This window comes from Nocardia sp. NBC_00403, assembly GCF_036046055.1.
In the GTDB taxonomy this organism is placed as follows: Bacteria; Actinomycetota; Actinomycetes; order Mycobacteriales; family Mycobacteriaceae; genus Nocardia.
The window spans coordinates 3,983,743-3,998,635 of sequence record NZ_CP107939.1 but is presented as its reverse complement, the minus strand read 5'-3'; the positions used below and the strand labels follow the sequence as shown (position 1 = coordinate 3,998,635).

Here is a 14,893-nt window from a genome sequence, read left to right as displayed (position 1 = left end):
AGAAGGCGATGGTGTGACGGCCGGCAACGGAACTACGGCAGGCAATGGCGAGCGCGCCACCCGCACCGGGCGCAGGCCCGGACAGTCCGGCGCTCGCGAGGCGATCCTGACCTCGGCTCGGGCCCGGTTCGCCGAGGTCGGTTTCGACAAGACCTCGATCCGTGCCGTGGCCACCGACGCCGGGGTCGATCCGGCGCTCGTGCACCACTATTTCGGGACCAAGCAGCAACTCTTCGCCGCGGTGGTCGAGCTGCCGGTAGACCCGGAGGCCACGCTGCACATCATCGAAGGGGCGCCGCTGGATCAGCTCGGCGCGACCATCCTGCACGCGGTGGTGAGCGTGTGGGATTCCCCTGCCGGTCCCGGGGTGGTCGCGGCGGTGCGAAGCATGCTCGGCGGCAGCGACATCTCGCTGGCAAGGTCGTTCGTGCTCGACATCGTGCTCGAACGAGTCCGCTTGCGCATCGCAGCCCCGGACGACGACGGCCGCGCCCGCGTCGCGCTGGTCGCCACGCAGATGATCGGCGTGCTCGTCGCGCGCAAGATCCTGGAAGTGGAGCCGGTCGCCTCCATGCCCATCCCGGAGCTGGTCGCCGCCGTCGGCCCTACCCTCCAGCGCTACCTCACCGGCGAAATCGATCCCGCCACACCGTAATTCCGCAAGTCAACGATTCGTCGACCGGAATATCGCTGGGACAGAGAGGAATCGGCGCACCGACGAGTCCGGTGGCAACCCCGCAGGGTGTGCCACCGGGTCAGCGCCTGTCAGGCGTCGGCGTGCTGACCGGTGAACGCGGTGTGCTCGCCATCGGTGACGTCGCGTGCCTCGTCGATGAGCAGCACCGGAATGCCGTTCTCGATGGGGTAGGCCCGGCGCAGGCGCGGGTTGTAGAGCGCGGTGGCGCCCTTGTCATCGCGGACCAACAGCAGCGGACCCTTGTCCTGCGGGCAGGCCAGCAGGCTCAACAGGGTGGCGTCCAAGGCGGTTTCCTCCGGCATGATCGATAACTTACCCGTCGCCTACAACTGCTCCGCACCGGAACCGGTCGACGGCGACAATGCCGCCGGTTCCCGGCGGAACGAGATGTAGCGATGGCCGAAGAAACTCGCGATCGCGACGAGCCCCATCACGACGACCGCCGCGGGCTTGTCGGGAAAACCCAGCACCGAGACGGCCAGTTCCAGCAGCACGATATTCAGCAGCAGCCCACCGGAATTCACCGCGACGAAGCGTAGAAAATCGCGGACGACGTGGCCGCGCACCCGGAACACCAAAGTGCGGTGCAGCGCGAACGCGATCACGATGCTGATGCCGTAGGCCGCGACCACCGCGACCGACGGCGGTACATCGGGGCCGAGCACCGCAAGCCAGGCCACCGTCAGCGTCATGCCCAATGCCGTGTTGAAGCCGCCGACCACCGCGAAGGCGAGCTCCTGCCTGCGCACCAGGCGCAGCAGGGGTCCGGGATCCTCGGTTCCCGTCGCCCCCGCGTGGGCTCCGGCCTCCCCCGCGCTCACTTGATCGCGCCGACCAGGTCGGGTTCCGGCGCCGGGCGGTCCGCACTCAGCGGCACCGATGTGCCGCCACCCGGCTCGTCATCACGACGTCGGGCACGCAGCCACAGCCACTGCATCGCACCTGCCCCGAGCAATCCGAGCAGCACCGCGCCGACGCCGAGCTTCCAGCCGGGCGGGCGCCAGGTCAACTCCAGGTCCGCATTCTTGGTTCCTGCCGGAATATCCACGGCGACAAAGGTTTTTGCAACCACCGTGAACGGGACCTCACGACCGTTGAGCGTCGCGCGGTAGCCGGGCCAGCCGAGCCTGGCGAACACGACTCGTCCGCCCTGCTCCGAACTCACCCGCACGCTACTGGTCGGATCCGATTCCGAGACCGAGGTCGCGGTGCCGCCCGTGACCGCGGCGACGCGGCCGTTCCGGGTGGACAACAGCCCGCTGTCGCGCTCCAGCACTGCGATGTACTTCTCGTGCCCCGGGTAGTCGACCCACCGCCAGCCGGGCGGCGCGGGCTGGTTGCGCGCATCCGGGTACAGCGCCTTCTGCAGCACCACCCGGTCGACCTTCATCAGGTCGACGATGGTCTTGCCGGTGGACGGCTCGGTGGCGAAAGCGCGACGGTAGGCGTCGGGACAGACGCTGGTGTCCCATCGCATGCAGAGCATCTCGCCGAACCAGAAGTGGCCGTTGGGGGTGTAGCCGCTGACATAGGTCAGCTCGAGGTCCTTGGCGTAGTTGCCGAAGACCAGCGACCCATACGCCCCCTGAAGGGTCCGTTCGGCCGGCCGGATCAGTCCCCGGTCCGCGAGTTGCAGCGTCGTGCCCGCGAAATCGGGGAAGGCGGCCTTCATCTCGGAACGATTCTGCGGCAGGTTCCAACTCATCGGCGTCGGCTGCGCCGCGTGCACCTGGAGGAACGCAATCGGGAACACCGAGACGATGATCAGCACACAGGCCGCGGCCGCGCCGCGGCGCACACCGAGCCACACCACTGCAGCTCCCAGGGCCGCGATGCCCAGGGCCGCGACCACATGCCACACCACCTCGTCCGGCGCCGCCGAGAACGACCGCAACCACAGCACCCCGATCAGCACGGCCGCCGCGATGCCTCGTCTGCGCCGGTCGGCGAAGGTCGCATAGCGCCCGAGCAGCACGCACACCAGCACCAGCAGCCCGAGGGCCAGCATCGGCAGCACCCTGGCAGGCCAGCGCAGCGGGCCGATGGTGCCTGGGCCCGCGGTCCACATCAGCGCCATGATCGCGACGAGCGCGATGGCGGTGAACTCACGCCAGTTCTCGCGCGCCTTGCGCCAGTCGATGAAGGCCAGCGCCGGGATCAGGAACCAGGCGATATAGACCACCGGCATCGGCTGCACATAACCCCACCAGGAGCTGTACGCGGGCAGCGTGCTGGGCAGACTGGCATTGAGCGACTCCGACCACGGCACCGTCAGGAACTGGTCGTTATTGATCTGCGCGGTCCCGCGCCAGGTCACCTTCGCCGAGAGCATGCTGGGCAGGTAGGTCGCCACCCCGGCCACCGCCGCGGCACCCGCCACCGCGAGCAGTCGCACCGACGGCAGCCACTTGCGTTGGTAAACCACCTCGCCGACGGCCACGGCACCGATCATCAGACCTGCCTCTACGGCGGGAAAGATGTACTGCACCGAGATCGCCAGGTACAGGAAGACGAAGGTCGGGATGGGCCCGCTGCGACCGCGCGCATAGCGCACACCCGAAGCCCAGGCGTGCACCAGCCACGCGGTACCGGTGAATGCGGTGTACCAGCTGGCCTCGTCGAAGAACAACAGCCACCCGGTGAAGGGGATCGCGATGCCGGCAACCGCGGCCCACGGCAGCTTCGCGCCGTACTCCACGCAGATCCGGTAGACGCCGAGCCCGAGAACGATCGCGAAGATCAGCTTGATCACCGTGGTGTAAACCGCAACATTGTCCACCGAGGGCGCGATCAGATCGATCAGCAGCTGCGGCGGATTCAGCAGACCCGCCTCCTCGATGGTGTAGTTGCCCGCCATCCAGTGCTCGGGGACCATCGCGGGGAACTGCCCGTCACGCAGCTGACGGCCGAGCATTACCCACAACGGCGCATATTGCGACTCACTGTCGTCGGTGTAGAAGTGCCGGACGTTCGCCAACAGCACCGCACCGTATCCCGCAATCACACCGAGTGCGGTTATGAGACCCCACCTGTACACGTCCCGCCGGGCGGGGGCGCTACTTTCCACCACGAGTTCCAGACCCTACAGCCCGCCGCGGCGAGTAACGGAATGCGCACCGTGAGCCGGCCGCTGCCCACACCGCGACCGCCGCGCCCCTCGGCGTCCCGGTTACCGGATGCGGGTCAGCGTTCACGAAACAACGTCCGCCAGTTCGCGTTCGGGTTCACCGGTGGCGCGGTCGTCGGCAGACACCGCGGCATCACGACGCCGCGACCGCACATACAGCCACTGCAGCGCGCCGACACCGAGCACCCCGGCCGCCATCGCCGCGATACCGACCTTCCACCCCGGCGGACGCCAGGTCAGCACCAGCTCCGCGTCATGGGTACCTGCCGGAATATCCACGGCGACGAAGCTTTTCGCCACCACTTCGATCCGGATCGGCTCGCCGTTCAGGGTGACCCGGTAGCCCGGCCAGCCGAGCCGCGCGAACACCACGCGACCGCCGTCGGCCGAGGACACCCGCACCCGGCTGGTGGTGCCGGTCTCGGAGATCGATGTCGCTGTCGCGTTCTTCGCGTCCGCGACCCGGCCGTTCACCGTCGAGATCGGGCCGTCCACCCGTTCGAGCACCGAGATGTAGCGCTCGTGGCCGGGGTAGTCCACCCACTTCCAACCCTCGGGAGCGGGCTGGTCGCGGGCATCGGGGAACAGCGCTCGCTGCAGCACCACCCGGTCCAGCTTCATCAGATCGACAAGCTGTCGTCCGGTGGTCGGCTCCGGGGCGAACATCCTGCGGTAGGCGTCCGGGCAAACACTGCTGTCCCAGCGCATGCAGAGCAACTCGCCGAAGTAGAAGTGACCCGTCGGGGTGTAGCCGTTGACGTAGGACAGGTCGAGCGATTTGGCGTAGTTGCCGAAAACCAGCGAACCGTACGCGCCTTCGAGGCTCTTGTCCGCCGGTCCCAACAGCCCGCGCTCGGCGAGCTGGATGGTGTTGCCTGGGAAGTCGGGGAACGCGGCGGCGGCCGCCGAGCGGTTGGTCGGCAGATTCCATGTCATCGGGGTCGGCTGAGCGGCCCTGACCTGGAAGTAGGCGATCGGGAACATCGCGGCGATGGTCAGCGCGCACGCCGCGGCCACGCCCTTGGTGCGATCGAGCCACACCACCCCCGCGCCGAGCGCCGCGATCGCGACGGCCGCAAGCACGTGCCAGATCACGCTGTGCGGATCGGCCGAGAAGGATCGCACCCACAGCAGCCCGATCAAGACCCCGGCGGCGACGCCGCGATTCTTCAGGTCTCGCACCGTGCCGTAGCGCCCGAGCAGCACGCACACCAGCACCAGCAGGCCGATGGCGAGCATCGGCAGTACCCGCACCGGCCAGCGCAGCGGACCGATCGAACCGGGTCCGGCGGCCCACATCAGCATCAGGACCGAGAAGATCGCGACCGCGCTGAGCTCCCGCCAGCTTTCCTTGGCGCGTCGCCAGTCGATGAACGCAAGCGCCGGGATCAGGAACCAGGCGATGTAGGTGACCGGCATCGGTTGCACATAACCCCACCACGAGGTGAAGGCAGGCATCGAACTCGGCAGGCTGGCGTTGAGCGATTCCGACCACGGCACCGTGAGGAACTGGTCGTTGATGATCTGTGAGCTGCCGCGCCAGGTCACCTTCGCAGACAGCATGCTCGGCAGGAAGGTCAGCAGACCCGCGAGACCGGCGCACGCTCCCGCGACCGTCAGCCGAGCGACCGGCTGCCAGCGGCGTTGATGGACAAGCTCGCCCACCGCCACGGCGAACAACATGATTGCGGCCTCCACCGCAGGGAAGATGTACTGCGTGGAGATCGTCAGATACAGAAAGACGAAGACCGGAATCGGTCCGCCCGTGCCGCGCGTGTAGCGCACCGACGACGCCCAGGCATGCACCAGCCACGCGGTGCCGGTGAGCGCGGTCATCCAGCTTGCCTCGTCGAAGAACAGGAAGAACCCCGACAGCGGGAACGCGATACCCGCCGCCGCCGACCACGCGGGCCGACCGCCGTAGGCCAGGCAGATCCGATACACCCCGAGTGCGGCGATGACGGCGAAGATCAGTTTGACGACGGTCGCGTACAACGCCATGTTGTCGACCGACGGCGCGATCAGATCGATCAGCAGCTGCGGCGGATTGAACAGCCCCGCATCGTCCATCGTGTTGTTGCCCGACATCCACCGCTCGGGCACCAGCACCGGGAAGGTGCCGTCACGCAACGACCGGCCGAGGCCGATCCACAACCCGGTGTACTGGGATTCGGTGTCGTCGGTATAGAAGTGCCGGACGTTGGCGAGCAGGACCGCGATATACCCCGCGACCGCCCCGATCGCGGTGATGGCTCCCCAGCGGTACACGTCTCGCCGCGAATCGAGCGCTGCACTATCCGTCACGAGTTCCAGACCCTACCGTGCGCGATGCCGCTTGGCATCGGTCGCGGAAGCCGAAACCCGCACCGTGCTAGAGTTCTGGGCGGCTCGGGCTCTGCTGTCCAGCGGGGAGTACCGGCACGCACCGTTAGCGAAAGTCGATCCAGCTGATGCCGATTCCCACTACTTCCACGCCCCACACCGATGCCGCAGCGCCGAACGGCAAACCCCGCCCCGATGCGGGCAGCGCGCACACGGTGTCCGTCGTCGTGCCGATCTATCGGGGCGAGGACACCATCAGCAGGCTGGTCGCCGAATTGCACGAGCTGACCGTTCCCACCGAGACGCCCGGCGGCGCCGTGTTCACGATCGACGAGATCATCCTGGTGCACGACCACGGGCCGGATCGGTCCGATGTGGTGTTACAGGAGCTCGAGCAGACCTACCCCGAGGTCCGCACCGTCTGGCTGAGTCGCAATTTCGGCCAGGACGCCGCGACCATCGCCGGCATGTCCGCCGCCCGCGGCAGCTGGATCGTCACCATGGACGAGGACGGCCAGCACGATCCCCGATTCATCGGCACCTTCCTGGACGCGGCCCTCGCCGAGCGCGCCGATCTGGTCTATTCGAGGCCAACCAACACCCGCCCGCACGGTTTCCTGCGCAACCTCACCTCGCGCGGCGCGAAGATCGTGCTCGCCACAGTGTTCGCGTTCCCGGATTCCACCCGGTTCGAGAGCTACCGGCTCATCCGCGGCGCCATCGGACGCCAGCTCGCCGAGGTCGCCTCCAACGGTGTCTATCTGGATGTCGCGCTGACCTGGGTGGTCGGCACCGTCGCCCAGGTGCCGGTCGAGCTGCGCGCCGAGGGCCGCGAGGAGTCCGGCTACAACTACCGGCGGCTGTTCTCGCTGTTCTGGAAGATGGTGCTGTGCAGCGGTACTCGCGGTCTGCGGCTGGTCAGCCTGCTCGGTGTCACGCTGGCGCTCGCCGGTGGTGTGATGGCGGCGTTCGTCGTCTACGAGGCGCTCACCGCCGAAAACTGGGCGCCGGAGGGCTGGGCCTCGATCATCGTGGTGCTGCTGCTGGTGTCCGGCGCGACCCTGTTCTCCCTCGGCCTGATCGCCGAATACCTCGGCGTCGCTTTGCATATCCTCGTAGGCAAACCGCTCTACCTGACCGTCGACACACCGACGCCGCGCCCGGCGGATACCCGGGAACCGTCCATGACCGCCGCCAGCAGGGGGATCGACCGGCTTGAGCACTGATCGCGTCATTTTCAGCCGCCCGTTCCGGGCACGCCGCGAATTGGCCAATCTGGAGGCCGTGCTCGGCTCCGATCACAGCCACGGTGACGGGCAGTTCACCGCCGCCGCCACCGCCAAGCTGAAGACCATCACTGCCGCGCCGCACGCGCTGCTGACCACCTCGTGCACCTCCGCGCTGGAGATGGCAGGCCTGCTGTTGGAGCTGGGCCCGGACGACGAAGTGATCGTGCCGAGCTTCGCGTTCACCTCCACCGCGACCTCGATGGCACTGCGCGGGGCCACCTGCGTGTTCGCCGACATCGACCCGGAGACCGGCAATTTGGACCCGGACTCCGTCGCCGCGGCGGTCACCGAGCGGACCAAAGCCGTTGTCGTCATCCACTACGGCGGCGTCGCCGCCGAGATGGACCGGCTACTCGCCCTGGCCGACGCGCACGGTTTCGCCATCGTGGAGGACAACGCGCACGGCCTCGGCGCCAGCTGGCGCGGCCGCCCGCTCGGCACCATCGGCAGCCTGGGCACGCTGAGTTTCCACGACACCAAGAACGTGCACTGCGGTGAGGGCGGCGCGCTGCTGCTCACCGACGAGATCCTGATGGCGCGCGCCGAGATCATCCGGGAGAAGGGCACCGACCGCGCCCGGTTCCTGCGCGGCGCGGTGGACAAGTACTCCTGGCAGGATATCGGCTCCAGCTATCTGCCCAGCGAGTTGAACGCGGCGGTGCTGGACGCGCAGCTGGACGAATTCGACACCATCCAGGCAGGACGGCACCGGGTGTGGGACTCCTATGCCTCGGCGCTGCCGGAGTGGGCGCGCCGCAATGATGTTCGCCTCATGAGCGTGCCCGACGACCGCGCACATACCGCGCACCTGTACTACCTGCGCACGCCCACCGAGGAACGCCGCGACGACTTGATCGCGCACCTGGGCGCACGCGGCATCTCGGCGCCGTTCCACTATGTGCCGCTGGATTCCAGTCCCGCCGGCCTCAAGCTGGGCCGGACCCCGCAGCCGTGCGTGCGCAGCGCCGAGTTCTCCGGCACCATCGTGCGACTGCCGCTGTGGCCCGATCTGACAGACGAGCAGGTGGCCCGCGTCGTCGACACCGTCACCGCGTTCACGGTCTGATCTCACGCCGAGAGGACGAACAACTTCTCTCGGCCGCCCGCGATCAGCGACTGCTCGACCACACGCGACTCGTAGGCGCGGAACAACGCGTCCAGGGTCGCTTCGGTGAACCGGTGCGCCTGCGCGCCGTCGCCCGCGTCGGTGAAGCGCTGGCCGATCGCGGCGAGCACCCGGTTATCGCTGGAGGCCAGATTGCGGATCGGCTCGGCGATGATCACCTGCTTGCCCGCCGCGGCCAGCATCCGGTCGATCAGCGGTCCCGGCTCGGGCAGGAAGTGGTACAGGCTGGCCTGCATGATCACGTAGTCGGCTTCCGGCAGCGCAGCGTCGGAGTGCAGATCCCACACCGCACCGCGGCCGCCTGCGCGTCGCACACGCGCGATGAATCGCTCGTTGAGATCGAGGCCCGTGTAGTCGACAGATTTACCGCGCAGATAGCGGGCGTGCAGCGTGGCAGGCCCACAACACACGTCCAGGACGCCGGCTCTGTCGGGAACGATAGCGGCGATGGCACGGTATCTGGCTCCGTAGTGGCGGCCGTACAACCCACGCATCGCCAGCTCGTAGACGATTCTGTTGCGATAGATAAGGCTCGTACCCACAGTTTCCTTGTAAGGTTCCGTTTCAACATCGGCGGCCACCAGGGATAGTACGGTGAAAACCTGCCGACTATCCGATCGACCCGGCCGTTGCCGGGAATCCGGTAGTACGACAACATGTTTCGGCCCCCGATCGGTTTCCCGAGCGGGGGCCGAAATCGTCGGTCAGTCGCCGAGCAGCGTCCGCGCGCACACCTCGGTGAGCATCTCGTAGGACTCCGACGCCCGGTTGTACCACCAGGTTTCGGGACCTGCTTCCGGCCGCCCGGCGGCCTGCACGGCGCGGGCGGACGGACGGTAGGACGAGCTGCGCGGGATATCGTCCACCACGTACACCAGATCGGGGCGCTGGTGATGATCGAGCACCTGCAGCGCCTCGGTCACATCCTTGGGTTCGAGCCGGAAACCGTAGCGAACACTGACGGCGGCCACAGCGAGGCAGTGACCGCCGACGGGCAGGCCGTAAGCGACCTCCATGTCGACCGCGGTGATGTCGTTGAGGGCGTCCACGATCGGCTGGGTGTACACCGGCCCGCGCGGCGTGCGGATCACTGTGTCGGTGCGGTCGACCAGCCAGTAGTCGCCGTCGCTGTCGCGCCGGAACAGATTCTCGGTCGGCATCCATGCGTCGCCCGCGGTGAACAGGCCGCGCAGGCCGCCGTCGGACAGGTCGACGCCGTCGGAGGCCTTGCCGATCAGCAGACCCACTTCATTGTCCGCGCAGCGGCGGGCGAAACCGGATTCGTCCACCAGAACTTGATCGGCCATCGGGTCGTAGGCGACGAGTTCCACCTTGGCCGTACCGGGCACCGGCCTGCCCTTGCAGCCCGCTTTGACGCCGGTGACGTTGGCCAGCACCACATCGCCCTCGATGGAGGCGTAGAACTCCAGCACGCGGGCGGGGTCGAATTGTTCGGTCGTGCGCCGCCACAGGCCCGCGGGCATGCCGGAGCCGATGAACAGGCGGATCGGGTGCCGGTGCCCCGCGGGGAACACCTCGGCATCGAGGATGTCGCGCAGCATGGTCCAGGTGTAGGTCACCACGGTGACGCCGTAACGGTGCACCTCCTCGGCGAAGCGGGCCGGGTCGAGCGATCTGGCGAGCGCGATCCGGCTGCCGCCCGCGATCGCACCACCGAGGCTCACCAGCAGGCCGGACGAATGATGCAGCGGGGCAAGGCAGTACACCGTGTCCTTGCGATCGAGATCGGCCGAGGTCGCGGTGCCGATCGCCGAAAGCGCCCAGCGATGGTTGGTGATGTACTTCGCCTCCAGCCGATCGCCGGTGCCGGTCACCAGGACGAAGGCGAGTTCGCGGGCCAGGCCGGGATTCGGCCGATACCAGGCAGGCAGCCGCACCTGGCCGGGATCGATCTGCTCGAGGTCGATCACGTTCTCACCCTGCCGGATGTCGAGTCCACGTGTCTCGCCGCCGCCGAGCACCAGCACCCTGGTACCGGTGGCCGCCGCGGTCCGCAGGTTCTCCGGGTCCGCAACCAGTGTCTTGATGCCGGTGAGCTCGATCGCCCTTTCCAACTCGCCGCCGGGGGCGAGCAACACCGCGACCGCACCGAGACGCGAGAGCGCCGCGACGGTCGCCAGCGCGCTCGGCCGGGTCTCCATCACCACGCCGACCCGCATCGCGGGACGGATACCGACCGCGACGAGGCCGCGCACCACATTATCGATGCGGACATTGACCGAGGCGTTGGTGTGCACGCGATCGTCGAACAGGAAAAGATCGCGCAACGGCGCCCGCTGCGCCTGCTCGGCAAGCAACCGCCCCAGCGAAACCCGGGTGTGCGGCTGGATCATCCCGAGCCGGGTCAACCGCGGCAGCGCCCGCGCCGCCTCACCGACCAGCTCGACCGAGCCGCGCACGGTGTTGTTCGCGATCCCCTCCAGCGCCTTGCCCATGCCCGTACCAGCCTCGGCCAGCGTGCCGACGGTGTGCACAACACGGGTGGCCGCCGAGAGCGGCCGGTTGCTTGCGACATGCTCGGCCATCGGCGTGATCTCCGGCGGCAGCGGCTGGCCGCCGTCCATCCAATCGACCCACTGCCGGACAAGAGGCCAGGTGTGGTTGGTGGCCATGCTGCCCGCGACGAGGCCGAAATGCCCTGCCACCAAACTGGCTTCGTACACCTCGGCGTTGGGCGCGGCCCGCACGATGCCACGCACCGCGGCGGGCTGACCGATATCGTCGACCTCACCGACGAACGCCAGAATCGGGCATTTCAGTTCGGCAAGCGAAATCGGCTGATCGCGAATCACGAAGCCGCCGAGCATCAACCGGTTGTGCGCGACGAACTGTTTGAGCAGATCGGCGGCCGCCGGGCCCGCGTAGCCGACCCAGCCGTCGTTGTTGAGGAACCGGCGCTGACGTTCCTTGGGCAGCAACGCTTCCCGGTCGTGCAGCTGGCGCAGGAAATCGATCCTGGACTTCGCGGTCTTCACCGGGTCGAGCAGCTGGAAGCCGATGCGCACCATGGAATCGGTGATCGGCAGCCGGGTGACGACATGGTCGGCGAGGAACTCCGCGACATCCGACACCATGCCGTACGGGAGCCCGAAGGGCATGCCCGCGACCACATCGACCGGGCTGCCGAAGGTGACGATGCTCGCCACACCCTTGCCGTAGCGGTAGGCGGAGGTCTGATAGGCGAACATGCCGCCCTGCGAGTACCCCATCAGGTGCACGCTGCTGCCGGTCGCCTCGCTGACCGTGTCGATCGCACTGCTGATCGCGAGGACATGATCGGCCAGATCCCGTTCCCACCCGCCCTCTTCGCTCGCGGGCGATCCGAAATCGACCACCCAGCAATCGATTCCGCCGCGATGCAGAATCCCGACCGCGCCGTCCTCGGCGTTGACGTCCCAGATGTCGGCGTTCACCATCAGCGGCGGCACCAGCACGGCGACCGGCCGGCCCGGTGTCGCATCGTCGGGGAAGTAATGGCGCAGGCGATACATCCGTCTGCGTTCGACGACCTCGAACGGGGACGATTCGACATCGTGGGTCAGCCCACCGAAGCGGATGACTTCCAGGCCGTTCTGGGCGGTCGCCATCAACCGTTGCACCGACCCGGCCATATCCTTTGCACTGAACTTCACGATCGCTCCCAGCCCTACCAAGAAACGTGACACGCATCACACACCCCGACGTGTTCAGACGAGCTTCCCACATCGTGTATCCATTATGTGTCGGCTGTGACCCGTTCCATGACAGGCCGCGCGGATCAGCGGCGATATGTGACCGAACCGTCCGGTTTTCTCGGTCGGGAGGGCATCAGCGACGCATGACGTTCACATACATGCTCTCGAATGGCTCCGGGCTCACACTCAGATCACCGCGGAACGGCAGATCCATGGCGGCGATCAGGAAAATCATCGCGCCGAGAAAGAAAGCGAAGAGGCCACCGAGCAGCAAATGCGCCCCGCGATGCAGGCTGAACAGGCACAGCAGCACCAGATTGACGGCCGCGCCGACCAGAATGGTCCACCACAGCACACCGGGCACACCACCGGTGGTTGCATTGATGCGATGCCGTCGTTGCTGATCGAACGTGGCGAACTGGTCGATCGTCGCCGCGTGCACGATCTCCTGGGCATTGTTCTGCGGCTGAAAGGTCAGCAGATGCTCCTGAAACCTGGTCACCAGGGCGGTGCCCCCGATCGGTTCCTCGCCCGCACGCAGCGCGGGCCAGGCCACGGTCAGGGTGTTGTCGGTGTAGTCGACCAGGTCTTGGCGCAACTGAGAGCGCTGCGGCTCCGGATAAGCGCCCGCCTCCCGGTAGAGCGTGCCGAGGGCGGCGGCTTCATCGGCGACCACGCCCTGCGCCGCATCGTAGGACTGGTAGGTCGCGGCCGCGATCAGACCGAGTAGCAGGCCATAGAACACACCGCCGACAGTGAGCACCATGGTGACCGAATCGTTCTTGCCAGGTTCGGGGCCGAGCGTCCGCAACACGTACGGACGGGTCACCAGGATCGAGCCCGTCGTCAGCACCACGCACGTTCCGGTGATGATGAGGAAGTCCAGCCAGATGGGCAGCGTGTAGATCCAGGTGAACATGACATCTGAAGATAGCTATGCCACAGCCATCCGTCCGCGAATCCGTGATTCATCCCAGGACGTTACGTGCCGTTATCGTGATCGAGGGCATGTCGTGACCATCCGAAACCCGTTGTGCCATCATCGACTCCACGATCTTCGACATTCCTCTGCGCGTGCTGGTGCACCCGTTCTACGATCGATGCCGTCTGGAACGCACTGTCGCGTAAATCAATTCACTCGAGCGTCTAGTTTCTACTGTGCAATCGAAGCGCCACCACCACCGTCGACCGTCACGGTGACCATCTCGAGGTGAGGACAACGCATGACCATCGAAATGCCAGTCCAAATAGATAATCACGTACGCAAGAGTCTCAGCACCGCCGCGGCACGCCCACTCGCGACCACCACCAAATCCGAGCCGCAAATGCAGGGCATCAGCTCCCGCTGGCTCACCCGAATGCTGCCATGGACGCAGGTCAGCAGCGGTACCTACCGTGTCAACCGACGCCTCACTCACACCGTGGGCAACGGCGAGGTCGAATTTGTCGTCGACGGTTCGCAGGCCAGAGTTATTCCGCTGGAACTCCAGGAACTTCCGCAATTACGGGACTTCGACGACGAGGAAATACTGCGCGCGCTCGCGCAGCGATTCGAACAGCGCGATCTCGAACCGGGAACTGTCGTAGCGGAATTCGGCAATCCGATGAATCAGGTCCTGCTGATAGTGCACGGAAAGCTCAGCAAGATCGGCACGGGAGAATATGGCGAACCGACCATGCTGGGAATGCTGGCGGGCGGTGATTTCTACGGCGATGAAACACTCACCAACCCGTCCGCGATTTGGCCGGTCACCGTCAAAACCGTGACGAGGACGACGATGTTGGTCCTGCCGCGGCAAACGCTGGACGAAATACTGGAATACACACCGGCATTGCGTGAGCAATTGTCCCGCGTCGCGACAGCACCCGCCCAGCCACAGAACACCAAGGGCGAGGCCAGCATTCTCATCTCCTCCGGCCATTCCGGAGAACCCTTGCTCGACGGCACGTTCGTCGATTACGACGCCTCCCCGCGCGAATACGAGCTGAGTCTTGCGCAGAGCGTGCTGCGGGTACACACCCGCGTCGCGGATCTGTTCAACGATCCGATGAACCAAGTCGAACAACAGCTGCGGCTTACCATCGAGGCGCTCTACGAACGCCGGGAAGACGACCTCGTCAACAACCCCGACTTCGGCCTGCTGCACAACTGCGATCTCAAGCAACGCATCTACACCGAATCCGGTCCGCCCACCCCCGACGACATGGACGAGCTGCTCAGCATGCGCCGCAGCACGAAACTGTTTCTGGCACACCCGAAAGCGATCGCCGCCTTCGGCCGCGAATGCAGCAAGCGCGGACTGTATCCCGATCCGGTCGAGGTGGACGGCCATCGCGTTCCGGCCTGGCGCGGGGTGCCGATCTTCCCGTGCGGCAAGATCCCGGTCAGCGGCACCCAGACCACGTCGATTCTCGCCATGCGCACCGGCGAGAAGGACCAGGGCGTCATCGGCCTGCACCAGACCAACATCCCCGACGAGTACGAGCCGAGCCTCAACGTCCGATTCAAGGGCATCGACGATCAGTCGATCATCTCCTACCTGGTCAGCTGCTACTACTCGGCGGCCGTGCTGGTGCCCGACGCACTGGGTGTGCTCGACAATGTCCTGGTCGCCCGGCAGGCCGACTGACGGGGGT

General features: G+C 66.6%; 11 protein-coding genes. 4 read left to right on the top strand and 7 right to left on the bottom strand.

The features are described from left to right. The first annotated feature begins 13 nt into the window (after positions 1–13). Positions 14–655 (top strand): TetR/AcrR family transcriptional regulator, encoded by a 642-nt coding sequence (locus OHQ90_RS17665; RefSeq protein ID WP_328411860.1) that lies wholly within the window; start codon positions 14–16, stop codon positions 653–655. Positions 656–765: 110 nt separating this feature from the next. Here the strand turns inward: OHQ90_RS17665 and OHQ90_RS17660 are convergent, their stop codons facing one another. The 4 genes from OHQ90_RS17660 to OHQ90_RS17645 all read right to left on the bottom strand — a co-directional run bounded on the left by OHQ90_RS17660 (position 766) and on the right by OHQ90_RS17645 (position 6,128). Beyond that, positions 766–999, bottom strand: a complete 234-nt coding sequence (locus OHQ90_RS17660; protein ID WP_328411859.1) for a Trm112 family protein — start codon at positions 997–999, stop codon at positions 766–768. A 21-nt stretch (positions 1,000–1,020) separates the two neighbouring features. Beyond that, positions 1,021–1,518, bottom strand: a complete 498-nt coding sequence (locus OHQ90_RS17655; protein WP_328411857.1) for a GtrA family protein — start codon at positions 1,516–1,518, stop codon at positions 1,021–1,023. Next, positions 1,515–3,734, bottom strand: coding sequence for a hypothetical protein (locus tag OHQ90_RS17650; protein WP_442941477.1), 2,220 nt, complete (start codon positions 3,732–3,734; stop codon positions 1,515–1,517). The genes OHQ90_RS17655 and OHQ90_RS17650 overlap by 4 nt, the downstream gene beginning before the upstream one ends. 153 nt (positions 3,735–3,887) lie before the next feature. Continuing rightward, positions 3,888–6,128, bottom strand: a complete 2,241-nt coding sequence (locus OHQ90_RS17645) for a hypothetical protein (RefSeq protein WP_442941425.1) — start codon at positions 6,126–6,128, stop codon at positions 3,888–3,890. 146 nt (positions 6,129–6,274) lie between these two features. On the opposite strand from OHQ90_RS17645, the gene OHQ90_RS17640 reads away from it, so the two are divergent. Together OHQ90_RS17640 and rffA are read left to right on the top strand one after the other, a co-directional pair. Further along, a complete protein-coding gene (locus OHQ90_RS17640; protein ID WP_328411855.1) occupies positions 6,275–7,372 on the top strand; it encodes a glycosyltransferase family 2 protein in 1,098 nt (365 codons plus the stop codon). Next, positions 7,362–8,501: a dTDP-4-amino-4,6-dideoxygalactose transaminase gene (gene rffA / locus OHQ90_RS17635; protein ID WP_328411853.1), complete on the top strand. Its 1,140-nt coding sequence runs from the start codon at positions 7,362–7,364 to the stop codon at positions 8,499–8,501. The genes OHQ90_RS17640 and rffA overlap by 11 nt, the downstream gene beginning before the upstream one ends. A 2-nt stretch (positions 8,502–8,503) precedes the next feature. On the opposite strand, the gene OHQ90_RS17630 is transcribed toward rffA, so the two are convergent. The 3 genes from OHQ90_RS17630 to OHQ90_RS17620 all read right to left on the bottom strand — a co-directional run bounded on the left by OHQ90_RS17630 (position 8,504) and on the right by OHQ90_RS17620 (position 13,175). Beyond that, positions 8,504–9,103: a class I SAM-dependent methyltransferase gene (locus OHQ90_RS17630; protein WP_328411851.1), complete on the bottom strand. Its 600-nt coding sequence runs from the start codon at positions 9,101–9,103 to the stop codon at positions 8,504–8,506. Positions 9,104–9,265: 162 nt separating this feature from the next. Beyond that, a complete protein-coding gene (locus OHQ90_RS17625) occupies positions 9,266–12,193 on the bottom strand; it encodes an acyl-CoA synthetase (RefSeq protein WP_328412919.1) in 2,928 nt (975 codons plus the stop codon). Positions 12,194–12,389: 196 nt separating this feature from the next. Further along, positions 12,390–13,175, bottom strand: coding sequence for a bestrophin-like domain (locus OHQ90_RS17620; protein WP_328411849.1), 786 nt, complete (start codon positions 13,173–13,175; stop codon positions 12,390–12,392). Positions 13,176–13,479: 304 nt separating this feature from the next. On the opposite strand from OHQ90_RS17620, the gene OHQ90_RS17615 reads away from it, so the two are divergent. Next, a complete protein-coding gene (locus tag OHQ90_RS17615; RefSeq protein WP_328411847.1) occupies positions 13,480–14,886 on the top strand; it encodes a family 2B encapsulin nanocompartment shell protein in 1,407 nt (468 codons plus the stop codon). Positions 14,887–14,893: the final 7 nt, after the last annotated feature.

Bases quoted from the DNA above. Each gene is read 5' to 3' on its own strand.
- OHQ90_RS17660 (WP_328411859.1), bottom strand. From the start codon at position 999: ATGCCGGAGGAAACCGCCTTGGACGCCACCCTGTTGAGCCTGCTGGCC.
- OHQ90_RS17620 (WP_328411849.1), bottom strand. From the start codon at position 13,175: ATGTTCACCTGGATCTACACGCTGCCCATCTGGCTGGACTTCCTCATC.
- OHQ90_RS17625 (WP_328412919.1), bottom strand. From the start codon at position 12,193: ATGGCCGGGTCGGTGCAACGGTTGATGGCGACCGCCCAGAACGGCCTG.
- OHQ90_RS17640 (WP_328411855.1), top strand. From the start codon at position 6,275: ATGCCGATTCCCACTACTTCCACGCCCCACACCGATGCCGCAGCGCCG.
- OHQ90_RS17615 (WP_328411847.1), top strand. From the start codon at position 13,480: ATGACCATCGAAATGCCAGTCCAAATAGATAATCACGTACGCAAGAGT.